Annotated in this window: 22 protein-coding genes, 1 tRNA gene and 1 other annotated feature; of the genes, 18 read left to right on the forward strand and 5 right to left on the reverse strand. The window is 45.8% G+C overall.

All coding sequences use genetic code 11. The features are described 5' to 3' along the window. Positions 1-124: 124 nt before the first annotated feature. Positions 125-1,501, reverse strand: a complete 1,377-nt coding sequence (locus tag CCC17_RS06415; RefSeq protein ID WP_287082753.1) for an MATE family efflux transporter — start codon at positions 1,499-1,501, stop codon at positions 125-127. Between the two features lie 77 nt (positions 1,502-1,578). After that, positions 1,579-1,660, reverse strand: a tRNA-Leu gene (locus tag CCC17_RS06420). Between the two features lie 221 nt (positions 1,661-1,881). Between CCC17_RS06420 and ftsH the strand changes: the two genes are divergently transcribed. Further along, on the forward strand, positions 1,882-3,747 hold the full coding sequence (ftsH, locus tag CCC17_RS06425; RefSeq protein WP_015525255.1) for an ATP-dependent zinc metalloprotease FtsH: 1,866 nt from the start codon (positions 1,882-1,884) through the stop codon (positions 3,745-3,747). A 267-nt stretch (positions 3,748-4,014) separates the two neighbouring features. On the opposite strand, the gene CCC17_RS06430 is transcribed toward ftsH, so the two are convergent. Then, positions 4,015-4,884 carry a DegV family protein gene (locus CCC17_RS06430; protein WP_129975042.1) on the reverse strand — a complete coding sequence of 290 codons (870 nt, stop codon included), beginning with the start codon at positions 4,882-4,884 and terminating at the stop codon, positions 4,015-4,017. A gap of 194 nt (positions 4,885-5,078) precedes the next feature. Here CCC17_RS06430 and CCC17_RS06435 point away from each other — a divergent pair, with 194 nt between their 5' ends. The 10 genes from CCC17_RS06435 (at position 5,079) to CCC17_RS06480 (ending at position 15,834) form a co-directional block, all read left to right on the forward strand. Beyond that, positions 5,079-5,462, forward strand: coding sequence for an anti-sigma factor family protein (locus tag CCC17_RS06435; RefSeq protein WP_022427101.1), 384 nt, complete (start codon positions 5,079-5,081; stop codon positions 5,460-5,462). A gap of 2 nt (positions 5,463-5,464) precedes the next feature. Continuing rightward, complete coding sequence (gene polA / locus CCC17_RS06440; RefSeq protein ID WP_287082755.1) at positions 5,465-8,104, forward strand: DNA polymerase I; 2,640 nt, start codon at positions 5,465-5,467, stop codon at positions 8,102-8,104. Further along, on the forward strand, positions 8,105-8,704 hold the full coding sequence (coaE, locus tag CCC17_RS06445) for a dephospho-CoA kinase (RefSeq protein WP_287082757.1): 600 nt from the start codon (positions 8,105-8,107) through the stop codon (positions 8,702-8,704). After that, the gene (locus CCC17_RS06450) at positions 8,691-9,488 is read left to right on the forward strand and encodes an MBL fold metallo-hydrolase (protein ID WP_022427103.1); all 798 of its coding nucleotides are present in this window, start codon (positions 8,691-8,693) and stop codon (positions 9,486-9,488) included. Before coaE ends, CCC17_RS06450 begins: the two co-directional genes overlap by 14 nt. A 13-nt stretch (positions 9,489-9,501) precedes the next feature. Next, positions 9,502-9,774 carry an ACT domain-containing protein gene (locus CCC17_RS06455; RefSeq protein ID WP_015525249.1) on the forward strand — a complete coding sequence of 91 codons (273 nt, stop codon included), beginning with the start codon at positions 9,502-9,504 and terminating at the stop codon, positions 9,772-9,774. A 70-nt stretch (positions 9,775-9,844) separates the two neighbouring features. After that, complete coding sequence (locus tag CCC17_RS06460; RefSeq protein WP_015525248.1) at positions 9,845-11,209, forward strand: PFL family protein; 1,365 nt, start codon at positions 9,845-9,847, stop codon at positions 11,207-11,209. Between the two features lie 58 nt (positions 11,210-11,267). Next, positions 11,268-11,518, forward strand: a binding site (T-box leader). 132 nt (positions 11,519-11,650) lie between these two features. Then, a complete protein-coding gene (locus CCC17_RS06465; RefSeq protein WP_021652537.1) occupies positions 11,651-12,679 on the forward strand; it encodes an ABC transporter substrate-binding protein in 1,029 nt (342 codons plus the stop codon). Positions 12,680-12,751: 72 nt separating this feature from the next. Beyond that, entirely contained in the window at positions 12,752-13,663 is a 912-nt protein-coding gene (locus tag CCC17_RS06470; protein WP_118624922.1) for an ABC transporter permease, read from the forward strand. A 3-nt stretch (positions 13,664-13,666) separates the two neighbouring features. Further along, a complete protein-coding gene (locus CCC17_RS06475) occupies positions 13,667-14,455 on the forward strand; it encodes an ABC transporter ATP-binding protein (protein WP_015525247.1) in 789 nt (262 codons plus the stop codon). A 218-nt stretch (positions 14,456-14,673) separates the two neighbouring features. Then, positions 14,674-15,834, forward strand: a complete 1,161-nt coding sequence (locus tag CCC17_RS06480; protein ID WP_118369301.1) for a pyridoxal phosphate-dependent aminotransferase — start codon at positions 14,674-14,676, stop codon at positions 15,832-15,834. A gap of 75 nt (positions 15,835-15,909) precedes the next feature. Here CCC17_RS06480 and CCC17_RS06485 read toward each other — a convergent pair whose 3' ends face one another. Then, complete coding sequence (locus CCC17_RS06485) at positions 15,910-17,184, reverse strand: tRNA(Met) cytidine acetate ligase (protein WP_287082758.1); 1,275 nt, start codon at positions 17,182-17,184, stop codon at positions 15,910-15,912. Positions 17,185-17,612: 428 nt separating this feature from the next. On the opposite strand from CCC17_RS06485, the gene pta reads away from it, so the two are divergent. From pta to CCC17_RS06520, 7 genes are all read left to right on the forward strand, one after another. Next, positions 17,613-18,620, forward strand: coding sequence for a phosphate acetyltransferase (pta, locus tag CCC17_RS06490; protein ID WP_015525244.1), 1,008 nt, complete (start codon positions 17,613-17,615; stop codon positions 18,618-18,620). 27 nt (positions 18,621-18,647) lie between these two features. Next, entirely contained in the window at positions 18,648-19,838 is a 1,191-nt protein-coding gene (locus tag CCC17_RS06495) for an acetate/propionate family kinase (protein WP_118369303.1), read from the forward strand. A gap of 251 nt (positions 19,839-20,089) precedes the next feature. Then, positions 20,090-20,617 carry a YceD family protein gene (locus tag CCC17_RS06500; RefSeq protein WP_092069907.1) on the forward strand — a complete coding sequence of 176 codons (528 nt, stop codon included), beginning with the start codon at positions 20,090-20,092 and terminating at the stop codon, positions 20,615-20,617. 3 nt (positions 20,618-20,620) lie between these two features. Next, positions 20,621-20,803 (forward strand): 50S ribosomal protein L32, encoded by a 183-nt coding sequence (rpmF, locus tag CCC17_RS06505; protein ID WP_015525241.1) that lies wholly within the window; start codon positions 20,621-20,623, stop codon positions 20,801-20,803. Positions 20,804-20,899: 96 nt separating this feature from the next. Further along, positions 20,900-22,267, forward strand: coding sequence for an MATE family efflux transporter (locus CCC17_RS06510; RefSeq protein ID WP_118369305.1), 1,368 nt, complete (start codon positions 20,900-20,902; stop codon positions 22,265-22,267). Between the two features lie 163 nt (positions 22,268-22,430). Then, the gene (locus CCC17_RS06515; RefSeq protein WP_118369307.1) at positions 22,431-23,105 is read left to right on the forward strand and encodes a hypothetical protein; all 675 of its coding nucleotides are present in this window, start codon (positions 22,431-22,433) and stop codon (positions 23,103-23,105) included. Between the two features lie 40 nt (positions 23,106-23,145). Further along, a complete protein-coding gene (locus tag CCC17_RS06520; RefSeq protein ID WP_287082759.1) occupies positions 23,146-25,014 on the forward strand; it encodes a sensor histidine kinase in 1,869 nt (622 codons plus the stop codon). Here CCC17_RS06520 and CCC17_RS06525 read toward each other — a convergent pair. Continuing rightward, positions 24,953-25,681, reverse strand: a complete 729-nt coding sequence (locus CCC17_RS06525; RefSeq protein WP_114002550.1) for a LytR/AlgR family response regulator transcription factor — start codon at positions 25,679-25,681, stop codon at positions 24,953-24,955. The genes CCC17_RS06520 and CCC17_RS06525 overlap by 62 nt on opposite strands. Between the last annotated feature and the right edge of the window lie 301 nt (positions 25,682-25,982).

The raw sequence follows: 25,982 nt of genomic DNA on the forward strand, positions 1-25,982 counted from the left end.
TAGCGGAAATATATAAAAACAGCCCTCTATGCATCTTGGTAATGATGCATAGAGGGCTGTTTTATGTTTAAGTATCTGGTAGGCATAAGATCGCGAGCAGGGCGGAAGGTGGTCAAATGCAGGGTTACTGCTTCCGGCTGCCGGAGATTTCTGCCAGGGCTTTTCTAAACTCAAAGAAAAACAGGATGGCAGTAAATGTAACGGCCAAGATATCCGCAACCGGCTCGGCCATATAAACTGCATTTGTCCGGTCAGCACGGAAAATATTGGGCAGGATATAGATCAGCGGGATGACCAGAATAAATTTCCGGACAATAGCCACAATGATGGAATCTTTGGCTCTGCCAAGGGAGATAAAGGTCATCTGGCAGGCAATCTGGATACCAAAGATAAACACAACTGCCATATAGATCCGGAGCGCTGTTTTTGTGAAAGCAAGTAATGTACTGTCCGAAGTAAACATTCCGGCAAAGATCTGCGGGAAGATCATAATGATCAGCCACAGGATCACGGAATAAGAAACACTTGTTTTTATAAGAAGCTTAAATGTAGAACGTACACGTTTTTCGTTACGTGCACCATAGTTGTAGCTGATGATAGGCTGTGTACCCTGACCAAGTCCCTGAAGAGGAAGCATGGCAAACTGCATGACGCTGGTAAGGATAGTCATGGCTCCTACTGCAACATCCCCGCCGTATTTTAAGAGTGAGGAGTTGTAGCAGACAGAGATAACGCTTTCACTGAGCTGCATGACAAAGAGAGAAGAGCCAAGAGCCATACAGGGCAGAATGATATCGGCTTTCAGTTTCATGGTGCTTTTCCGAAGCTTCAGGAAGGTCTTTTTTCCAAAGAGGAAGGAGAGGACCCAGATGCAGGAAAATGCCTGGGAGATCACTGTTGCCAGAGCAGCGCCCCGGACACCCATGTGGAATCCGAAAATAAAAACCGGATCCAGAATAATGTTGGAGATCGCACCGATCAATACGGAGAGCATTCCGGTTTTTGCGAATCCCTGGGCTGTGATGAAATTATTCATGCCAAGAGTCAGCTGTACAAAGATAGTTCCTACTGCATAGATATTCATGTAACCCACCGCATAGTCGATGGTGTTTGCACTGGCGCCGAATGCAAGGAGAAGGCTGCGGTTTCCGAGAAACAGGATAACAGTCAGGATCAGGGAGATGATGATCTGCATGGTGAAGCAGTTTCCGAGAGTCTGTTCGGCTTTCGACGTGTCATTTTTACCCATAAAGATGCTGGCTCTGGGAGCGCCTCCGTTTCCGACAAGAGCAGCGAAGGCAGATACGACCATAATAAGCGGCATACATACACCTACACCGGTAAGGGCAAGAGCACCCTCTCCGGGAATATGACCAATATAGATACGATCGACGATATTGTAGAGCATATTGATGAGCTGTGCGGCAACGGTAGGAAGTGCAAGCTGCAGAAGAAGCTTTCCGACAGACTCGGTTCCTAAAAAGCTTTTGTCTTTTTTCATTTTTTTATTCCTTTCGTGTTTTTTGATAGTATATAATAAAGACCTGACAGATTTCTCCGTCAGGTCTTTTATGCGAATGCCGCTGGCCGGACTCGAACCGGCACGGATCGCTCCGCTTGATTTTGAGTCAAGTGCGTCTGCCAATTCCGCCACAGCGGCATAACCATTTATTATAATAGCACAGTATCAGGTGGCTTGCAAGGATTTTTTCAGAATAAAGGTATTATTTGGAAATATTTTTAATTCTAAAAAGTTTATGAAATCGGATGAGGCATCCTTGAAATTGACTGAAAAAAGTGGTAGAGTGTACTACAAGGCTGTACCACTTGATATAGCACTGTGGATATAGCAATATACTATAAGATAACGGAGGAGACTGCATGAATCTGAATTCAAAAAAACCAGAGAAGCGGCCGCTGTATGTATATTACATTATTGCGGTCGTAATTATTGTTTTGCTGAATGTTTTTGCTCTTCCTGCTCTTTCTGAGAGAAGTGTAAAAGAGACCGATTACACCACCTTCCTGAAAGCTGTAGACAGAGGAAAAGTATATGAAGCAACTATTAATTCTGATTATATCTATTATACGATGAAGGTAGATGGAAATGATGTCTATTGTAAGACGGTATCTGTAGAGGATCAGGATCTTGTATCCCATCTTTACGATGCGGGCGTAAGTATAGAGGGTACTGCACCGCAGAGACAGTCCCTGCTTTTATCTCTGATCCTGGGATATGTACTCCCGATCGCAATTTTTATTCTCCTGGGACGCTGGCTCAGCAAGAAGATGATGAGTTCCATGGGAAACGGAGGACCGGGAGGAATGATGTCCTTTGGCAAAAGCAATGCCAAGGTTTATGTGAAATCCTCTACGGGAATCAAATTTTCAGATGTTGCCGGTGAGGATGAAGCCAAGGAGCTTTTGACGGAAATTGTAGATTTCCTTCATAATCCGGAGAAATACAGAGAGATCGGTGCTTCCATGCCGAAGGGTGCCCTTCTTGTAGGCCCTCCCGGAACCGGTAAAACTCTTCTTGCCAAGGCAGTTGCCGGTGAGGCGGAGGTTCCGTTTTTCTCAATTTCCGGTTCGGAATTTGTGGAGATGTTTGTGGGTATGGGTGCTGCCAAGGTCCGTGATCTTTTTAAACAGGCCAATGAGAAGGCACCATGTATCGTATTTATTGATGAGATCGATACGATCGGCAAGAAACGTGACGGCTCCGGAATGGGCGGCGGAAACGATGAGCGTGAGCAGACACTGAACCAGCTTTTGACAGAGATGGACGGTTTTGACGGTTCCAAGGGTGTTGTGATCCTGGCAGCTACCAACCGACCGGATTCCCTTGACCCTGCACTTCTTCGCCCGGGACGTTTTGACAGAAGGATCCCGGTTGAGCTTCCGGATCTTCAGGGGCGTGAGGAAATCCTGAAGGTTCATGCCAAGAAGATCAAAATTGCGGATACAGTCCGGTTTGATGAAATTGCCAAGGCGGCAGTCGGTGCCTCCGGTGCGGAGCTTGCCAATATTGTCAACGAGGCAGCTCTCCGTGCAGTCCGCGACGGACGGAAATTTGCCACACAGGCGGATTTTGAAGAAAGCATCGAAGTTGTTATTGCCGGATATCAGAAAAAGAACCGTGTACTTTCCAATAAGGAAAAGCTGATCGTTTCCTATCATGAGGTTGGTCATGCACTGGTTGCTGCCAAGCAGACAGATTCTGCACCGGTCCATAAGATCACGATCATTCCACGTACCTCCGGTGCACTGGGATATACCATGCAGGTAGATGAGCAGGAACATTTCCTGATGACTAAGGAAGAACTGGAGAATAAGATCGCTACATTTACAGGCGGCCGTGCAGCGGAAGAGCTGATCTTCCATTCCATTACTACCGGTGCCTCCAATGATATTGAGCAGGCGACTAAGATTGCCAGAGCGATGATCAGCAGGTATGGTATGAGTGATGATTTTGACATGGTTGCCATGGAAAATGTAAGCAATCAGTATCTTGGCGGAGATGCAAGTCTAACCTGTTCCTTTGAGACGCAGACGCTTTTGGATAAGAAGGTTGTGGAGCTTGTAAGACGGGAGCATGAAAAGGCTACGAAGATCCTGACAGATAACATCGGAAAGCTCCATGAGATTGCCAAGTATCTGTATGAGCATGAGACGATCACCGGTGAGGAGTTTATGAAGATCTTGAATGAAGCGCCGGTGGAGATTGAGAATACACAGGAAAATTAAATATGTTGGCGGGAGGGACGCCGAAGGGAATACTTCTGTAAGGTCTTCGGCTTCCGTTGGGCGTTAGTTCTAAGGCCCTGAAAATCTGCTAAAACCATTAAAAAAAGTTCGGAACTCGCGGCTTGTTGCCGCTCAGACAGCCGAACTTTTTTTTATAACGCAGATTTCCAGAACCTAAGGACTAGCAGCCCTCCTCCAGAGACAGAGCCATACAGAAGTATTCCCTCCGGCTGTGCTCTGGCCATGTGGATTGCTTCTGACTAGTCTTTACCATATTTCCGGGTGTACCTTGGAACAGGTGAGTGCCAGACTTCCGGGGCCGATGTGGCAGGAGACGCTCAGGGAGAGAGGGAAGATGTTGACTTCACCGATATTCGGGAAGGTGGTGAGGACTTCTTTTTGGAATTCTTCGGCTGCTTCCAGGTTGTGGGAGTGGATGACATCCAGGTTGATCTTTTCTCCAAAGCGGTCTGCAATGTCATCTTTGATGGCTTTAGTCATAGTGTTTTTTGCCTGGGTCATGGTGCGGGCCTTGGAGAAGGCGTCCAGCTTTTCGCCCTGGATCTGCAGAACCGGTTTCAGACGGAGCATGGTTCCGATGGCTGCAGCTGCAGGAGTGATGCGGCCGCCCTGTTTCAGGTACTTCAGAGTAGCTACAGTGATATAGATGCTGGAGTCGAAGCGGGTTTCTTCCAGCCAAGTTCCAATCTCATCGGCAGAGAGACCGTTTTTAGCCTGCTGGATAGCCTCGATGGCAGAGTAACGTAAGGTTCCGGAGATCCTCTGGTTGTTTACGACACGTACACGGCCATCATAGTCTTCTGCAAGCATGCGGGCAGTCTGCATGGAACTGGAGAGACCGCTGGACATGGGGATATGTACGATCTCGTCGTAGTCTTTGAGCAGCTTGTCCCAGAGGGTAGTGACGGATTCCGGTGTGGGCTGGGATGTGGAAACTTTGCAGCCTGGATTTTGTTCAAGATGCTGAAAGAACTCTGATTGGTTCATGTCAATGTCTTCCAGATATTCCTTATCATCTATAAAAAACGGCATTGGAAGCATGTAGATGCCAAGGTCTTTTACCTGAGCGGGAGACATGCCGCAGTTACTGTCTGTAACGATTGCTATAGATTTCATAATGGTGATCCTCCTTGCCTGGATTTTCATATTTGGTCAGTTTTTCTGTTTTCTGACCGGGATATCTCAAGTATACCACAGGAAACCGCCCTTGTCATTCAACGTTTAATTCGCTATAATGATATAATATTCTGGGAAATATTTCCCCAGTCTGGGGCAAATTGTGAAGCGGGATCTCAGAAGAGGCTTATCATATGGGAGAATCCGCTGCTTTGAAAGAGAGGGAAAATATGAACTGTCGTATTGCAGAGGGAATGGTTAATAAATATATCGATCATACGTTGCCGTTGAATGATCTGGAGGATTTTCTAGAGCATATTGAGAAGTGTTCCTCCTGCTACGATGAGCTTGCCACATATTTCATTGTACATAAGGCCATGCAGCAGCTGGATGAGAAACAGGAAGATACTGTTCTGGATTTTAAGGAGCTTCTGGAAGAGGATATCCGAAAATCCAGAAGGTATATCCGAAAAAAGAAATTTCACAGAGCGATCGCTGCAGTGGCAGTCTGCGTTCTGATCGCGGCACTGGTGGTCTTTCTTGTTTTTGTGATCCTGGAACTGAAGGAGGGAATTTGATTTTGAGTGAAAAAATATTACTGATCGATGGTCACAGCATCCTGAACCGTGCGTTTTATGGTCTGCCGGATCTTACCAATGCAGAAGGATGCCATACAGGAGCGGTATATGGATTTCTGAATATTATGTTCAGGATCATGGAGGAAGAGAAGCCGGAGTATCTTACCGTTGCATTTGATCTGAGTGCACCTACGTTCCGGCATAAGAGATATGAAGCTTATAAAGGTACCCGAAAACCCATGCCGGAGGAGCTTCGGGAACAGGTTCCGCTGATCAAGGAGATGCTTTCTGCCATGGGAATCAACATCATGTCCCTGGAAGGCTATGAAGCAGATGATCTTCTTGGTACGGTCGCCAGAAGAAGTGAAGCAAAGGGTATGGATGTTACCATTCTTTCCGGAGACCGTGATCTTCTTCAGCTTGCCACAGATAAGGTGCTGATCCGGCTTCCGAAGACTGTCCGGGGAAAGACAACCATTGAAAACTACCATACAGCGGAAGTTCTTGAGAAATATCAGGTAACGCCGCCGCAGATCATAGAACTGAAAGCGCTGATGGGCGACAGCTCCGATAATATTCCGGGAATCCCGGGCGTTGGAGAGAAAACCGCGACCAAGATGATCGTGCAGTTCGGTTCCATTGAGAATGCTCATGAGCATCTGGAAGAGGTAAAGCCTAATAAGGCGAAAGAATCTCTCCGCGAGCATTATGATCTGGCACAGCTTTCCAAAGAGCTTGCAACCATCAACACAGATAGTCCGCTGGAATTTTCCTACGAAAAAGCGAAAGTGGAAAATCCCTATACTCCGGAGGCATATGAATTGTGTAAACGCCTGGAATTTAAGAACATGCTGAACCGTTTTGATCCGGCTACGACAGCAGATTCCTCCATGGAACTGGAATTTTTTACCTGTAATGATCTTTCCGGTGTGGAGGCACTGTTTGAAAAAGCATCGCAGAAAGATCAGGTGGGTATTTCTGTTCTTGCAGATCCGGATCAGGTGTATACCGTGGGATTGGTCCTGGATGAAAAAGAAATCTATCAGATTCCGGTAGGAGGACTTCTCACAGGGGATTACCTTTGCGGAAAATTGAAAACTCTGGCGGACAGTACGGTGCTCTGTGCTATGGATATTAAATCAGTTCTCAAACATGTTTCCCTTGATGATCCGAAGAAGGTTTTTGATGCGGGGGTTGCTGCATATCTTCTGAACCCGCTGAAATCTTCCTATTCCTATGATGACATCGCCAGAGAATATCTGGATGGTATGATGCTCCCCTCAAAGGAAGACCTTCTTGGAAAGACTTCTCTGAAAAAGGCCTGGGAAGAGGAACTGGAATGCCTTGGAAATTATGCCTGTTATCAGGCGTTTGTGCCCTGCATGGCCCGAAAGGTTCTTCTTGAAAAACTGGATGAAACAGGCATGCGTAAGGTTTATGATGAGATCGAGCTTCCTCTTGTCTTTACCCTGGATTCCATGGAAAAATGGGGGATTTCCGTTAAGGGTGAAGAGCTTAAGAGCTATGGTGAAAAACTTAAAGTCCGTATCCAGGAGCTGGAAAAAACCATCTGGCAGGAAGCAGGGGAGGAGTTTAATATCAATTCCCCGAAACAGCTGGGTGTGATCCTTTTTGAAAAGCTGGGACTTCCAGGTGGAAAGAAGACCAAGACCGGCTATTCCACAGCGGCGGATATCCTGGATAAGCTGGCGCCGGATCATGCCATCGTAAAAGATATCCTGGAGTACCGCCAGCTGACTAAGCTGAAATCCACTTATGCAGATGGTCTCGGAAATGTGATCGGAGAAGATGGAAGGATCCACTCTACTTTTAATCAGACGATCACAGCAACCGGTCGTATCAGCAGCACAGATCCGAATCTTCAAAACATACCGGTCCGCATGGAGCTGGGAAGGCTGATCCGTAAGGTTTTTGTGCCGGAAGAGGGATTTGTATTTCTGGATGCTGATTATTCCCAGATCGAGCTTCGTGTGCTGGCACATATGTCCGGTGATGAAAAACTGATCCAGGCTTATCGTGAGGCGGAGGATATCCACCGGCTCACCGCATCCCAGGTGTTTCATGTGCCGCTGGATGAAGTGACATCTCTTCAGCGAAGAAATGCCAAGGCGGTAAATTTCGGAATCGTTTATGGGATCAGTTCCTTTGGACTGAGCCAGGATTTGAGTATTACCAGAAAAGAGGCAGCTGCCTATATTGAGAAATATTTCGAGACCTATCCGAAGATCAAGGGCTTTCTGGACGGTCTGGTAAAGGATGGCAAGGAACACGGTTATGTGACAACTATGTTCGGCAGACGAAGGCCCGTGCCGGAGCTGAGATCCAGTAATTTCATGCAGCGCTCCTTCGGAGAACGTGTAGCCATGAACTCTCCGATCCAGGGTACTGCAGCAGATATCATCAAAATAGCCATGAATCATGTTTATGAACGAATGAAAAAAGAGGGACTGCGTTCAAGGCTGGTGCTGCAGGTTCACGATGAGCTTCTGATCGAGACAAAGAAAGAAGAGATCGAGGAAGTTTCCCGTATTCTGGAAGAAGAGATGAAGGGAGCGGCAGACCTTGCAGTGGAACTTGACGTAGATATGCACCAGGGTGACAGCTGGTATGAGGCGAAATAAATGAGAGTGATCGGAGTAACCGGCGGAGTAGGGGCCGGAAAAAGTACAGTGCTTGGAATCCTGGAAGAAGATTTCCAGGCATATGTGATCCAGGCAGACCAGCTTGGTCACATTCTGATGGAACCGGGGGAAGAATGTTACGATGCGGTGATCGCATTGTTTGGAAAAGAAATCATAAAAAAAGATAAAACTATTGACCGGAGACGGATTTCTGATGTAGTATTCACAGATAAGGATATGCTTTTGAAATTAAACGGGATCATCCATCCGGCTGTAAAGCAGAGAATCCTAGATCTTCTTGGAGAACAGAAGGAAGCCGGAAGAGAGATCTGTGTTGTGGAAGCTGCTCTTTTTCTGGAAGAGAATTATCAGGAATTCTGTGATGAAGTCTGGTATGTGTATACAGAGGAGGAAATCCGGATCCGTCGTCTGATGGAAAGCCGTGGCTATTCCAGAGAGAAATCTCTTGGCATTATCCGAAACCAGGTATCTGACCAGGTTTTCAGAGAACATACGGATTATGTGATCGAGAATAATGGAGATCTGAAGAGTACCCGGAGACAGATCAGAGAAGGGATAGAGAGAAATGAGACTTTGTAGTATTGCCAGCGGAAGCAGCGGCAACTGTATTTATGTGGGATCTGAGGAGGCACATGTTCTGGTAGATGTGGGGATCAGCGGGAAGAGTATCGAAAAAGGCCTGAATTCCCTGGATCTTACAGGGAAAGATGTGGACGGCATCCTGATCACACATGAACATTCCGACCATATCAAGGGACTGGGAGTGATCTCCAGAAAATACGGAATTCCCATCTATACCACAGGTGGAACCGCAGATGCCATGCTTCGTATGAAATCCCTTGGAAAAATGCCGGAGGGACTGATCCACGAGATCCGGGAGGATGAGCCTTTTGAGATCAAGGACCTGACGGTAAATCCTTTTACCATTCCCCATGATGCTGCACAGCCGGTGGGTTACCGCCTGGAATGCGGAGAGCATTCTGTGGGCATTGCCACGGACCTTGGAAAATATAATGATTACATTGTAAAAAATCTGGAGAATCTGGATGCGGTGCTTTTGGAAGCAAATCATGACATCCGCATGCTTCAGGTTGGAAAATACCCTTATTATCTCAAACAGAGGATTCTGGGAGACCGTGGGCATCTCTCCAATGAGAATGCAGGACGTCTGCTCTGTCGGATCCTCCATGATAATCTGAAGGCGGTTTTTCTTGGCCATTTAAGCAGAGAAAACAACTATGAAGAACTTGCCTACGAGACTGTGTGCTCGGAGGTGACACTTGGTGACAACCCGTACCGTTCCAGGGATTTTAAGATCCAGGTAGCGAAGAGGGATCACATATCAGAAATAATCACAGTGTAGAAAGGAAAAAACGATGAAGAAGACAATTATCACAGTAGTAGGAAATGACACAGTAGGAATTATTGCAAAGGTTTGTACATATCTTGCAGAGAATCAGGTTAATATTCTGGATATTTCTCAGACCATCGTTCAGGGTTACTTCAACATGATGATGATCGCAGACACAGCAAAATGTGAAAAGGATGGCGGTGAACTTGCAAAAGAGCTTGAAAATCTGGGCAAGGAGATCGGTGTTGTGATCCACTGCCAGCATGAAGATATTTTTAACATGATGCATCGAGTATGATCAAGCAGCGAATGCGGATTGCCAATGCATATGATATCTACTTTACATCAATCATCAGGGAGAAAATAAAATGATCAATATTTTTGAGGTAAACGAGACAAATAAAATGATCGAGCAGGAGAATCTGGATGTGCGTACCATCACCATGGGTATCAGCCTTCTGGACTGTATCGATCCTGACCTGGATGCACTGAATCAGAAAATATACGAAAAGATCACCACAAAGGCCAGAAATCTGGTAGCTACCGGTGATGAGATCGCAACCGAGTACGGTATCCCGGTTGTAAATAAACGAATTTCCGTAACACCCATTGCTCTGGTTGGCGGGGCTGCATGTAAGAAACCGGAGGATTTTGTGACCATCGCAAGAACGCTGGATAAATGTGCCAAGGAAGTTGGCGTTAACTTTATCGGCGGATATTCTGCACTGGTAAGCAAAGGAATGACTCCGGCAGAGGAGCTTCTTATCCGCTCCATTCCTCAGGCAATGGCAGAAACAGAGCGCGTCTGCAGTTCTGTAAACGTTGGTTCCACCAAGACCGGTATCAACATGGATGCCGTAAAGCTGATGGGCGAGATCATCCTCGCAACAGCAGAGGCTACTAAGGACCAGGATTCTCTTGGATGTGCCAAGCTGGTAGTATTCTGTAACGCACCGGATGATAACCCGTTTATGGCAGGCGCGTTCCACGGTGTCACAGAGGCGGACTGCATCATCAACGTAGGTGTCAGTGGCCCTGGCGTTGTAAAGAAAGCTCTGGAGCAGGTTCGTGGCGAGGACTTCGGAACTCTTTGCGAGATGATCAAACGTACCGCATTCAAAGTTACACGAGTTGGACAGCTGGTTGCACGTGAGGCATCCAAGCGTCTTGACGTGCCGTTTGGTATTGTGGATCTTTCTCTTGCACCGACACCGGCTATCGGTGATTCCGTAGCTGAGATCCTGGAAGAGATCGGCCTTGAGAGAGCCGGTGCACCTGGAACAACTGCAGCGCTTGCACTTCTCAACGACCAGGTGAAGAAAGGCGGCGTTATGGCAGCAGCTGCTGTGGGCGGATTAAGTGGTGCCTTTATTCCTGTCAGCGAGGATCAGGGAATGATCGATGCGGTAAACGAGGGAGCTCTTACTCTGGAGAAGCTGGAAGCCATGACCTGTGTATGCTCTGTTGGTCTGGACATGATCGCAGTTCCGGGAGATACCAAGGCGACTACACTGGCAGGTATCATCGCAGATGAGTCTGCCATCGGTATGGTAAATCAGAAGACAACTGCAGTACGTCTTATCCCGGTTATCGGTAAGGGTGTGGGCGAAACGGTTGAGTTCGGAGGTCTTCTTGGCTATGCTCCGATCATGCCTGTAAATTCCTTCTCCTGTGATGCATTTGTACAGAGAGGTGGAAGGATCCCGGCACCGATCCACAGCTTTAAGAATTAATTTTATTTTTGGGCTTGACAGACTCACGTTGATGTGCTAAAGTAAACACAACTTAAAAAACAAACCAGTGAGAAAGAGAAGTAAACATTTCAGGAAGCTTCACAGAGAGCGGTGATGGTGGAAATCCGCAGGGGACCAGATGTTGAATGGACTTTCGAGGGCGGCCCGAACTATTTATCTGTACAGTAGGCGCCGACGGGAACCGAACCCGTTACCAATGAGGAGTGTATGTTAGTACACCGGAAAGTGGACGATTCGTCAATTTGAGTGGTACCGCGATAATAAAGAACTTTTATTACCGTCTCAAGCATGATATAAGCTTGGGACGGTTTTTGTGTTACAGGAAAAGCGATTCTGTCGCATGAAAGTTGTTCCGGAAAAGCAGACCGCAAGGTGTACAAAAGGTAATCATAAGCGGAAATAAGAAGGGAGAACAAAACCATGAAAAAAAGAATGTTAGTGATCGCAGCAGCAGTAGCAGCAACAACTATGATGATGACAAGCCCGGTTATGGCGGAGGATTTTAAAGTGGGCATCTGCAATTATGTAGATGATGCTTCCCTGAACCAGATCGTAGACAACATCCAGTCCCGTCTGGAGGAGCTTGGCAAAGAAAAGGGTGTCACATTTGATGTGTCTTATGATAACTGTAATGCAGATGCCAGTGTTATGGAACAGATCATTTCAGATTTTCAGGCGGATAAGGTTGACCTGATGGTTGGTGTGGCTACACCGGTGGCAATGCGTATGCAGTCCGCTACAGAGGGAAGCGATACACCGGTTGTTTTCTCCGCAGTATCTGATCCGGTTGGCTCCGGTCTTGTAGATTCTCTGGATGCTCCTGGTGCAAATATCACAGGAACCAGCGATTACCTGGATACTTCTTCTATCATGAAGCTGATCCAGGCACAGAATCCGGATGTAAAGAAGATCGGTCTTCTCTATGATGTAGGACAGGATTCCTCCACAACAGCGATCCAGGAAGCAAAAGATTATCTGGATAAAGAGGGAATCGAATATGTAGAGCGTACCGGAACCACTACAGATGAAGTCCAGCTCGCAGCAGATGCACTGATCGCTGACGGTGTGGATGCCGTATTTACACCTACGGACAACACCATCATGACAGCAGAGCTTTCTATTTATGAAAAATTCATCGACGCAGGAATCCCGCACTACACAGGTGCCGACTCCTTTGCATTAAATGGTGCCTTTGTAGGATATGGTGTTGATTATGCAAATCTGGGACAGAAAACAGCCGATATGATCGCTGACATCCTGATAGATAATGCGGATCCGTCTAAGACAGCTGTTGAAACCTTTGACAATGGTACTGCAACAGTTAATACAGAAACCTGCAAGGCACTTGGACTTGATTTCGATACCGTAAAGAAGGCATTTGAGCCTCTCTGCACACAGGTAAATGAGATCACAACTGCAGAAAGCTTTGATGAAGTAGAATCAAAATAAATTAACCGCTCACTTTTGTGAGCAGTTATGAAATAAATCCAATTGGAGGAAATCACTGTGACGATTGCAACTATGCTCTCCCTCGGGGAGACTGCCCTGAAGCTTGGACTGATCTGTTCTCTGACAGTTCTTGCTTTGTTCCTTAGTTATTCCATGCTGAATGTCTGCGACCTTTCTACAGATGGCTGCTTTACCTTCGGGGCCGCTGTAGGAGCCGTAGTTGCTGTAAGCGGACATCCGTTTCTGTCCATTGCGGCAGCCATGGCAGCAGGTGTTACATCAGGATTTGTAACGGCTATCCTGCAGACGAAGCTGGGAGTAGACAGCCTGCTTGCAGGTATCATTGTAAATACGGCGTTATATTCCGTAAATATCGCAGTTATGGGAGGCTCATCCCTGATCAATATGAATCGGACGACCACAGTATTTACCATGATGAAGGATGCGCTTGCAGGTACACCGTTAAAAGGCAGGGAAGATATCCTGATTGCAGCCATCGCAGTGATCCTCGTGATCGTATTTCTGGTATTCTTTCTGAAAACAAGACTTGGCCTTGCGATCCGGGCAACCGGAAATAATTCTGATATGGTAAAATCTTCCTCCATCAATCCGGTCTTTACAACGGTGATCGGCCTTTGCGTGGCAAATGCATTTACCGCACTTTCCGGATGTCTTCTGTCTCAGTCACAGAAATCCGTAGATATCAACATCGGTCAGGGTATGGTCACCATCGCACTGGCATCATTGCTGATCGGAGGTACTCTTCTCGGACATGGAGGAATTTTTGTGAGAGCGGTGGGAATGGTGCTTGGTTCCTTTATCTTCCGCCTTGTGTATACCATCGCACTTCGGTTCAATATGCCGGCATTTATGCTGAAGCTGGTATCCTCTGTGATCGTTGTTCTTGCAATTTCCGGTCCATATCTTAAGAAACAGTGGCCGCAGATCCGAAGAAGAATGACTCATGCAAAAGGGGGAAGATGATCTATGTTAAAAATCAGCCATATTTCAAAAACATTTAATCCGGGAACCGTAAACGAAAAAAAGGCGATCACAGATCTTTCCCTGGAACTGAAAAAAGGCGACTTTGCTACGATCATCGGTTCCAATGGTGCAGGAAAATCAACACTTTTTAATGCGATCTGCGGTGATTTTCTTACAGATGCCGGTTCAATCGAGCTGGATGGCAGGGATATCACATTTATGCCGCAGCATGCACGCGCAAAAGAGATCGGACGTCTTTATCAAGATCCGATGCGTGGCACTGCACCGGGAATGACGATCGAAGAGAATCTTGCACTTGCAGCCGGCAAGGGTGGGTGGCTTTCCCGCACGACCCGGCAGGAAAAAGAGCGTTTTCGTGAGGAATTAAAGAAGCTGGACATTGGGCTGGAAGAGCGGATGAGTCATCCGGTAGGTCTTCTTTCCGGTGGACAGAGACAGGCGCTGACGCTTTTGATGGCAACCATGAATCCGCCGAAATTACTTCTTCTGGACGAGCATACTGCAGCCCTTGATCCGGGAACTGCTGAGAAAGTCCTTAATCTCACCAGACGGATCGTGGAAGAAAATCAGTTGACCTGTCTGATGATCACACACAATATGCAGTCAGCAATTGATCTTGGTAACCGTATCCTGATGATGGACTCCGGCAATATCGTGCTGGATATCGGAGGGGAAGAGAAGAAGGATATGACCGTGGATGGCCTTCTTGAGAAATTTAAAACGGGAGTGGGCAAGGCTTTGGATAATGACCGTATTCTTTTGTCTGAATAAACGGAATAAATAATGAAGAACCGTTACCGATCATGTGTAAAGTGGAAAATGAATAGCTGCTTTACACAGGTGATGGTTCTTTTTTTATGAAAATTCTTGAGTATGTCACGTTACCGTGATAAAATAAATGAAATCACTTTGTGATTTCATTTATGAGCAAGTAGCGAAGCGGATTGCGAATATCCGTTTAATTTTATTATGGAAGAGGGACGAATGATATGCAGTTTTCAAAAAGACTGGACCGATTTGGAGATGAAATTTTTGCTGCTCTGAACAACCGGCGTATGGAGCTGGAAGCACAGGGCATGAAGATCTATAACATGAGTGTGGGAACTCCGGATTTCAAGACTCCGGAATATATCAAGAAAGCTGTAGCGGAAGCAGCTATGGATGATAACAACTGGAAATACAGTCTCCGCGATCTGCCGGAGCTTCTGGACGCAGTCTGTACTTATTATAAGAAACGTTTTGATGTGGAACTGACACCGGACATGGTAATGACTGTTTATGGAAGTCAGGAAGGAATGGGGCATCTTGGCATGGCGCTTTGTGATGAGGGAGATACAGTACTTCTTCCGGATCCGTGCTATCCCGTATTTGCAGCAGGAAGTCTGATGGCAGGAGCAGTTCCTTACTATTATCCGCTGGTTGCAGAGCATGATTTCCTTCCCTATGTAAAGGGAATTCCGGAAGAAATAGCGAATAAGGCTAAATATATGGTAGTATCCCTGCCGTCCAACCCGGTAGGAAGCATTGCCACTCCGGGACTTTACGAAGAAATCGTGGAATTTGCGAAAAAATATGATATTCTGATCATTCATGATAATGCGTACAGCGATATTATTTTTGACGGGGCATTTGGAGGAAGTTTTTTGGCCACTCCGGGAGCGAAAGATATTGGCGTGGAATTTTTCAGTCTTTCCAAATCCTTCAATGTTACAGGCGCAAGACTTAGCTTTCTGGTAGGCCGGCCGGATGTGATCGCAGCGCTCCGCAAATTGAGAAGCCAGATCGACTTCGGCATGTTCCTGCCGCTTCAGAAAGCAGCTATTGCAGCACTTCAGGGACCGCTGGACAGCGTAAAAGAACAGTGTCAGAAGTACCAGGAGAGAAGAGATGCTCTCTGCCAGGGACTTCGTGATATCGGATGGGAACTTCCAAATGGAAAAGGCACCATGTTTGTCTGGGCGAAGATCCCGGGTGGCCGCACCGACAGCATGGCATTCTGTATGGAACTGATGGAAAAGGCCGGCGTCATCGTGACTCCGGGAGCAAGCTTTGGTCCCCACGGAGAGGGCTACGTACGTTTCGCCCTGGTACTTCCGCCGGAGAAGATCCGGGAAGCAGTGGAAGCGATCCGAAAAAGCGGATTAAACTGAATAACTGAAAGTTGTTCAAAATCCGATCTCAAGCCATGAAAAGATTACTTATTAGCGTTCAAGCCGCTGTGGATCTTAAATGATCCGCAGCGGTTTTTTCATCTCGTGGATGAAAGGCTGACCTGTTTTGTGGCAGAGAAGCATTTCGTAAAGATTGGAAACCGCACAGGTTTCATTAAAAAGTCGAAACGCAGTTTCATCGAGGATCGCAGATGCATCGGCGGCTTTGGTGATCAGCGGGATCGAGGCGTTTTTCTTGATCTGGCTGAGAAGCGGAGCGCTGTTTTTTTGGAAGCCAAGTACCCGGGCATAGGGAATGTGTCCGGGTGCTTTTGTTTTTTGGTCAAGAAAGATCCGGACAAGGCTGCGGCAGATAGCAGAACGGGTAATATCCCGTGTTTTCAAAAGATCCGCAAACTGGGAAAAACCTTCATATTGATTTCGGGATTTCAGGATACGCCGGATCAGTGCATCCGAAAGCTCCGGATACATTTTTAAAGTTTCTTCGGATTCCAGAAGCAGTTTGTAATGCAGAGGAAGATCCAGTGCTGAGTCAGAAAGCCATGCTCCTTTTTTGAGAGAATTCAGGAATCCGGGAAGGGAAGCAGAAGGGATCAACCGGGAAAGATTAGCAGACTGCACAGTTCCTTCGGATTTTTTCATAAGGCTCCGGATGCCGGAAGCAGAGGGAAATTCTTCGTCGGAAAGCAGAGAAAAATCCGTATCATGATAACCACTTCCCTTTCTTAAAAGTGCATGAGGAAGGATACGGCTGTTAAGACGGAGAAGCGCTTTGCAGTATTCGATTCCCAGGATGTTATTGGGAGAAGAAAGAATGAGTTCAATATGTTCTGATGAAACGCCGAATGTGTTATACACGGAAGTGGCTTTTTCTCGCATGTAACGGATCAAAGCACTGCTTCTTGCAGCAGGAAAACTCATTCCGGTACGAAGATTCTGCTGAAGGAGTTTGCGGTATTTAAACGGTTCCTTTACAAGAATCTGTGCAATATTCATAAGAGTCTCTGTATCTCCGCATTCGCTTCCGAAACATAGCTCATCTACAACACCAAGCCCGTCAAGAAGGCTTACGCCACCTGCGGCAAATCCTTCCGCACTGGCCGTTGCTGTCTGTACCGGCATTTCCAGGATCAGATCGGCGCCTCCGAGAAGAGCCATCTCAGCCCGGAGATGTTTTTCCATAAGGGCAGGAGCCCCTCTTTGGACAAAATCCCCGCTCATGGCGATCACAATATAATCAGCACCAAGGATCTCCCGGGCATAGCGGATCTGGTATTCGTGACCTTTGTGAAATGGGTTATATTCTGCAATGATTCCAACAATTTTCATATAAAAAAGTACCTGCCGTTTCTGAAAATTCAAATCTTGAAATAAGTTCTTATATTATAATAATGGTGCTATTTTAACATAAGCAATGTAAAAAGTTAAGCGGCATTCGAAATCTGTTTTGCTGCCATAAACCCGAATGCTGCTGTCCGCTCTGGGCCCGGCAACACCCTTTGTGAGATACAGAAATCACGCAAATTTATGATCATGCGCCGAAATCCTCGGGCCATCTGTGATCTTTATCCACAAAAAACACATCGCAGAACATTGTCGGTAAACAGTAACAATTGCACTTCAAAAAATACGCAGTATAGCCATTTTCTGACAATGAAACGCTTGAAAAGAAAAGGGTAAGGGGGTATAATAAACATAGTGTAGTGCCCGAACAGACACTAGCGTTTTTGTTACATCAAGAAAGGAGCCATTTAATCATGGGATTTGTTGAACTGCTTAAAAAAAGAGCAAAAGAAAGCGTAAAAACAATTGTACTGCCAGAGACAGAGGATATGAGAACTCTTGAGGCAACTGACAAGATTCTGAAAGAGGGAGTTGCAAAGATCATCCTCATCGGTAATGAGGAAGAGATCAACAAGAAAGCTGCAGAGGGCGGCTTTGATATTTCCGGTGCACAGATCGTAGATCCGGAGAAATCTGACAGAACTCAGGCATATATTGATAAATTTGTAGAGCTGAGAGCAAAGAAGGGAATGACACCTGAGAAAGCGAAAGAGATCCTTCATACTCAGTACCCATACTATGGCGTAATGATGGTTAAGATGGGGGATGCAGACGGTATGGTATCCGGTGCATGCCATTCTACAGCAGATACACTTCGTCCATGCCTTCAGATCCTGAAGACAAAACCGGGAACCAAGCTTGTATCCGCATTCTTCCTGATCGTTGTTCCGGATTGCGAGTATGGTGCAAACGGTGCATTCGTATTTGCTGATTCCGGTCTGAACCAGAACCCGACTCCGGATGAGCTTTCTGCGATCGCAGCATCTTCTGCTGAGTCCTTCAAACTCCTTGTTCAGGAGGAGCCGATCGTAGCTATGCTTTCCCACTCCACTAAGGGAAGTGCAAAGCATCCTGACGTAGATAAAGTCGTAGAGGCTACAAGAATTGCCAAAGAGGAGCATCCGGAGCTTAAACTTGACGGAGAGTTCCAGCTTGATGCAGCTATCGTTCCAAGCGTAGGCGCATCCAAAGCACCGGGAAGCGAAGTAGCAGGTAAAGCTAATGTACTGGTATTCCCTGACCTTGATGCAGGTAACATCGGATACAAGCTTGCTCAGCGTCTTGGTAAAGCAGAAGCATACGGACCTGTTACACAGGGTATCGCAAAACCTGTAAACGACCTGTCTCGCGGATGCTCTGCAGATGATATCGTAGGTGTTGTAGCGATTACAGCAGTACAGTGCCAGGCAGAGGATAAATAATTATTAAAAGATCAGGAGAGTTAAATCATGAACGTATTAGTTATCAACTGTGGAAGTTCTTCATTAAAATATCAGTTAATCGATTCTGAGACAGAGAATGTACTTGCAAAGGGTCTCTGCGAGAGAATCGGTATCGACGGAAGACTGGTATACCAGAAAGCCGGATGTGACAAAGAGATCACAGAGGCAGCTATGCCAACACATAAAGAAGCAATCCAGATGGTACTGGATGCTCTTACAAACGATAAGACAGGTGCGATCGGAAGCCTTAAAGAGGTTAATGCGATCGGACATCGTGTCGTACACGGAGGCGAGAAATTTGCTTCTTCCGCAGTGATCACAGACGAGATGATCAAAGCAGTAGAAGAGTGCAATGACCTTGCACCGCTCCACAACCCGGCTAACCTCATTGGTATCCGTGTATGTGCAGAGCTTATGCCAGGCGTACCGCAGGTAGGCGTATTTGATACCGCTTTCCATCAGACAATGCCTGCTAAAGCATATCTCTATGGACTTCCGCTTGACTTCTACAAGAAATATAAAGTAAGAAGATACGGTTTCCACGGAACATCCCACAGCTTCGTATCCAAGAGAGCTGTTGATTTCCTTGGCCTTGACAAAGACAACTCCAAAGTTATTGTCTGCCACCTTGGAAACGGATCTTCCATCAGCGCAGTTGTAAATGGCAAATGTGTAGATACAACAATGGGTCTTACACCACTTGAAGGTGTTGTTATGGGAACTCGTTCCGGTAACATCGATCCGGCTATCATGGAGTTCATTGCTAAGAAAGAGAACCTGGACATTGAGGGCGTTATGAACGTACTCAACAAGAAATCTGGTCTTCTCGGACTTTCCGGCGGACTTTCCAGCGACTTCCGTGACCTCAACGAGGCAGCTGAAGGCGGAAACGAGGATGCAGCTAATGCCATCGACGTTCTCTGCTATGGCATCGCTAAATTCGTAGGCGGATATGTTGCAGCAATGAATGGTGTTGACGCGATCGTCTTCACAGCAGGTATCGGTGAGAATGCGATCCCGGTACGTGAGAAGGTTGTCAGCTATCTCGGATACCTTGGCGTAACACTTGACAAAGATGCTAACGGACATCGTGGCGAGGAAATCGTGATCTCCACACCGGATTCCAAGGTTAAGGTTGCAGTTATCCCGACAAACGAGGAGCTTGCAATCTGCCGTGAGACTGTAGCACTGGTATAATCAGCTGTTTCAGTACCGGTACAGAACCGTTCGGGCATGATCGGTAATCAGGCAGAATTATATATTACTGTGGATCAGCAGTATACATTCGGGGGGCGGACAATTAAAGGTCCACCCCCGTAATTTACCCCGAATTTCTGATTAAGCCAACAGTAACAAAAAATTAAAAAAATGTAATATTTTCCCGAAAATAACGTTGACAAATCACAAGACCATATGTATAATGGATTGAGTGTGGATAGGAGAGACTTATGCAGATTCATTTATTAGACATTTCTTCCTGTGATGGCAAGACGATCCAGGAATCAGTTGTTCCTGAACTGGAGAAGATTGATTTTCAGATGGGAAGTTTTCCGGTACTTGCGAAGGAACCGGTAGAGCTTACGATCACCAATACCGGTGATAAGGTTCTTGAGCTTACAGGAACCGGTAAGATTACAGTGGGTATTCCCTGTGACCGCTGTCTTGAGACAGTAGCCGTCGAGATACCGCTGGAATTTAAGAAGAAGCTCGATATGAAGCTTTCTGATGAAGAGCGTGTCAATGATCTGGATGAAAGCAGCTATCTCACAGGTATGAACCTGGATGTGGACCGGTTGGTCTATCTTGAGGTATTGATATGCTGGCCTTTAAAGGTCTTATGTAAAGAAGACTGTAAAGGTATCTGCAGCCGCTGCGGGAAGAACCTGAACGAAGGTCCCTGCGGATGCAAGGAGGAGCCTAAGGATCCCCGCATGGCAGCTATCAGTGATATATTCAGTAAATTTAAGGAGGTGTAACCTATGTCCATTTGTCCTAAGAACAAATCTTCCAAAGCTAGACGTGACAAGAGAAGAGCGAACTGGAAAATGAGCGCTATGAACCTTGTTAAATGTAGCAAATGTGGAGCACTTATGATGCCACACAGAGTTTGCAAAGCTTGCGGAAGCTACAATAAGAAGGAAATCATCAAAGTTGAGGACTAATTTTAATTAGACAGTCAATATATGATGCGAAAAGAGTCTGGTATGCTGAGATAAGTATACCGGCTTTTTTTATACTCTGGGGGGAAATAAAAAAATATGAAACAGAACAAGAATCAGAAAAATACCGCCGTGAACCAGATCACAGAGGGTGTGATCTGGAAGCAGCTTCTGATATTCTTTTTTCCGATCTTGTTTGGAACTCTGTTCCAGCAGATATACAATACTGCCGATACAGTTGTAGTAGGCCGCTTTGTGGGAAAAGAAGCATTGGCAGCAGTAGGAGGCTCATCCAGTATGATCGTGAATCTCATCGTAGGTTTTTTTGTAGGTTTATGTTCCGGTGCGTCTGTAGTGATTTCTCAGTTTTACGGAGCGAAAGACCACAAAAACCTTAAAAAAGCACTTCACACATCCATGATCTTCTGCCTGGCTGCCAGTATTATTGTGGGAACAGCAGGTTTTATCCTGGCTGAGCCGATCCTTCACCTGATGAAAACACCGGCAGAAGTAATTCCCGATTCTGTGCTGTACCTGCATATCTATTTTGCGGGAACATTTTTCAATCTGGTCTACAACATGGTATCCAGTATCTTAAGAGCAGTGGGGGATTCCAAAAGACCGCTCTATGTGCTGATCATTACCTGTTTGTTGAATATTTTGCTGGATGTTGTATTTGTAGTGATCTTCCATATGGGAGTCCTCGGTGTTGCACTTGCAACAGTCAGCTGCCAGGCAGTCAGTGCCATCCTTGTAACCTGGTTCCTGATGCGCGCAGAGGATATTTATCGTCTGGAATTTCATGAGATTCGTTTTGATCTCCGGTCTTTGGGGGCTGTTCTCAGGATTGGACTTCCGGCAGGACTGGAATCGGTGATGTATAATATTGCCAATCTCACCATTCAGATTTTTGTCAATGAACTGGGGACTGACACAGTGGCAGCCTGGGGAACTATGGGAAAGATTGATGCGGTGTTCTGGATGGTATGCAATGCTTTTGCCATCTCAATTACCACCTTTGTGGGACAGAATTATGGTGCCGGAAAATACCACCGCATGCGAAAAAGTGTCCGCGTCTGTATGATGATGGCATACATTTCGGCGTTTATTGTAAGCGGAGCACTTATTCTGTTCGCAAATCCGATCTACCATTTGTTTACAACCGATCAGGTGGTTGTAGACATTGGGGTGCATATGATCCGTTTCCTGATTCCGTCCTATGCTATTTATGTTGTGATCGGAATTCTTTCCGGAGCGCTGCGCGGTGCCGGAAGAGTACTGGTTCCTATGATCTTGACCTGTGGAGGAGTCTGTCTTTTACGTATCATCTGGTTGTTTGCCTTTGTAAGATCTCATCCGGGGATCGAAAGTATCATGCTCAGTTATCCGGTGTCCTGGATAATTACTGCGGTGCTGTTTGTCATCTATTATTTTCGGCGATTTCCAGGTATGCAGAAAAAGAAATAACGATATATGAAAAGGTGCTGATTCTGTGCAATAGCAGTGATCAGCACCTTTGTTTTGTTCGAAAGATGTCGATTTATTACGTATAGATTTGATTGCCTGAAAGCTGAAAAAGAGGTATTCTGGATGCAGATAGATGAAACATATGTAATGGGGATGACCAGATATGTATAATCTGCAAAAAACAATACGATATGGTTTTGGGTTGATACTTGAAGTTATTGCGCTGTGTGTCGGTATGATTTATAGTGCGAGAACTGTACGGGCTGAACCTGAAGTACAGCAGCCGGCCAGAAAGGTAACAGAAGTTGTTACTGAAAAATGGACTGTGATCAGTGGAAAACGTCTGGATCTTATCCTGAAATATATGGGAGATATAAATTTTGAAAAAGAAGGAATCAGTCTTCGTATCCCTGCTTCTGTGGCACAAAGCTGGAAGGTAGCAGAGAATGGTACAATACAGGCACTGGTACAAAAGGTTCCCGATCATTCATATGAAATAAAGATCTATAAAGGCACTCAGAAGATCACGGATATTCCGGGGAGCCGGATCATGATACCGGTAAAAGAGATGTTTCCCAACGGAGATCCGGAAACTATGGAAATTACGGATTCCCGAGGAAGAAAACTAAAGACATTCCTGGATAAAAAGCAGGATCTTCTGATCGTTGACACGGACGAGACAGGAATCTTCTGCGTAAGAGGTCGGAAAATAGATGATATAGAAGAGAATCCTTTTGCAGTGGCAGTCCTGACGACAGCAACAATGATAACAGTGCTGATCGTAGGAATCCGAAGCAGATCCGGAAAGCGAGGTGACAGTCATAAAGGAGAAAAGTAGGCAATGGACCCTGATCTTTGGACTTACTGTGGTGTTATCTATGACTGCTTTTTTTATGATGTATCTCATAAATAATGAATATACAGCGAAAGGCGAGCAGCCCATTCAGGGAATCCTTTGTCTGGATGATAAAGATGCGGCGGCAAAGCTACATTATCTTGCCAGGGAATGGCAATATTTTCCGGGAAAGCTGCTTACACCTGAGATGCTGAAAAAGGATCCAGGATATTACAGTTGTTATATTTCGATCGGAGAACGTAATGAAATGGAACTGGGGAATAAAGAGGCTTCTACGTATGGATGTGGGACATACCGGATGTTTCTGATCCTGCCCGAAGAGGAAAAAATCTGGGCTATATCTATGGCGGAGGTTTTTTCCGCATACCGAATCTATATCAATGGAGAACTGGCCGGGGAAGTGGGGGATCCTGACGAAAAAACCTATATGGATCGGGTCATGAACCGTGTTTTTACGTTTCAGGGATCCGGGGTTGTGGAGATTGTCATAGCAGTAGCAGACAAAAGCCATATCAGATCCGGAATCCAGACTATTCCGGTTTTGGGATCTCCGGTCCGTGTAAGCATACAGAGAGGACTGCGGGTACTCGGAAGCGGCTGTGCCATTGCGTTCTGTATCTGTATCATGTTTGGGACTCTTATGGTACATGTCAGAACCAGGACAAAAGAATTTGCTATTTTTAATCTGGTCTGTCTCTGTGTGGCAGGGTATTCGTTATGCTCCCTGGTACATAATTTTTTTCTTCTTCCCACAAAGCCCTGGTATGCCCTGGAAACTATGATCTATTATCTGATCCTTTCCTGCATGATCCGGCTTGAGGATTGTATTATAGGAAAAAAAAGGGGCATATATCTGTTTCTTTTGATCGATCTCTGGATCGTAGTAGCTTTCTTTCTGGAGATTTTTGCGGATATACTTCCTTCAGCCAGGCTTCTTTATGATGTTGTCTGGATCAGTGAGGCAGTCAAATGGGTGGCAGCGATCTATATGCTGCTCAATACTTTTGGAGAAACAGATTGCAGATATGGAAAGATCGTTTTGGTGGGAACAACGATTTATGCCTGTTCCCTTGTGGCAGATCGGATAGGGTATCTTTATGAGCCGATTTTGGGAGGAGGTTTCCCGGAGACAGGTGGGCTGATACTGACAGCTGCGTTTGGCTGTGTTCTGTGGAGAGACCTGTCAGAAGCATATAAGATCCGTCTGACTTATGAGGTATACAGTCATCAGACTGAACTTCGTCTCCTTGCCCAGAAAAATCATTACGACCGATTAAAAGAACAGATGGAAGAAACCAGCCGTGTCCGTCATGATATGCGTCAGCACCTTCGTGTTCTGTCTGCATTACTGGAACGTGAGCAGTATGGAGAAATGCAGAAATACCTTTGCCGGTATACCCGTGAATTTCAGGAACGTTTGACCTATCATTCTTACTGTAAAAATCAGGTTGCCGATGCGATCTTACATTATTATGAAGAACTATGCAGAAAAAACGGGATCGTTTTTCAGTGTCAGGTAGAAGCACCGGAAAAAACAGGGATCCAGGATACAGATTTCTGTCGTCTCTTTGGTAATCTTCTGGAAAATGCCATAGAAGCGGCACAGCTTTGTCCGAAAGGCAGTTCCAGATTTGTCCGTGTACAGATCCGTACCAGAAGTAATAAACTTCTTATAAAAGAAGAGAACAGTTGCACAGATCCCTTACGCAGAAATAAAACAGGATTTTTTTCAGGTAAGCATTCCGGACAGGGGATCGGAACTGCGTCGATCATGGAAATTGCGGCACGTTATGGAGGGTTTGCGGATTTTCAGTCTGAAAATGGCATTTTCAAAGCTGAGATATTTCTTCATCTGACGCAAAGAGATACTGAAGATAGGCTTTACGGATAGCAGAAGAGCCACGTTTCCGGATCTGGACAACCTCCCCGTTGTCCAGAAGAAAGCCTTCTTCAGAAGCTTCCTGTATACGGTCCATATTAACGACACAGCCACGATAACAGGAGAGAAAATTAGGACAGTCCCGGATCTGCTCCTCAAATTTGTGAAAGGTAAGATAAGAACGGACCGGACCGGCGTCGGTATGAAGGCACACTGCATTTCGGAATGTATCTGCATATAAAATACTGCGCAGAGGGACCCGGATGGGAACCCGGTCAGAAACGACTTCAATGTAACGGGATGCCAGTAAATGCCTGGATTGAAAGGAATCCAGAATGGAACAGAGTTTTTCTGGCTGAAATGGTTTCAGAAGATAATAGGAGGCTCCTACATCATAGCTTTCCACAGCGAAATCACTGCTGGTAGTGACAAAAACAAGGATGCAGTTATCGGACTGTCTTCGGATCCTGCGCGCAGCTTCCATACCTGTCATTCCGTCCATATAAATATCCAGGAACAGGATCTGAAATTTTCCGGGCTGATAATCTTCAAAAAATTCTTCTGCGCTGAAGAAATGACAGATTTCTGCCCGGATCTGTTTTTTCTCAAAATAGGAAACAGCGATATTCTTCAGGGCTTCTGCATCCGTTGAGATGTCATCAATAATTGCAATATTCAAAATAATATAACCTCCGGTTTATAAAAGAGTAGTAAAAATAGTATATCATAACTTTTGTGTATATCCAATATCGGATTTTTGCCTGAAATGACGTATTGTGTAGAAAATTATTAGGAATGAACGTGATTTTAGCAGATATTTAACATAAAAATGTCATATTTCATGGAAACTGTCATTTTGTCACAGGTCTGTTGTCATTTCCCGATAATTTTTTTACAATAGCGTCAAAAGATACGAAAGGCGGTGGATATACGAAAAATAAGGGCAGCAGCTGGCGACACCAGAAACTGTTGACCAAGAT

This window comes from Blautia sp. LMAG:36 (genome assembly GCF_008680535.1).
GTDB classification, from domain to species: domain Bacteria; phylum Bacillota; class Clostridia; order Lachnospirales; family Lachnospiraceae; genus Blautia_A; species Blautia_A fusiformis.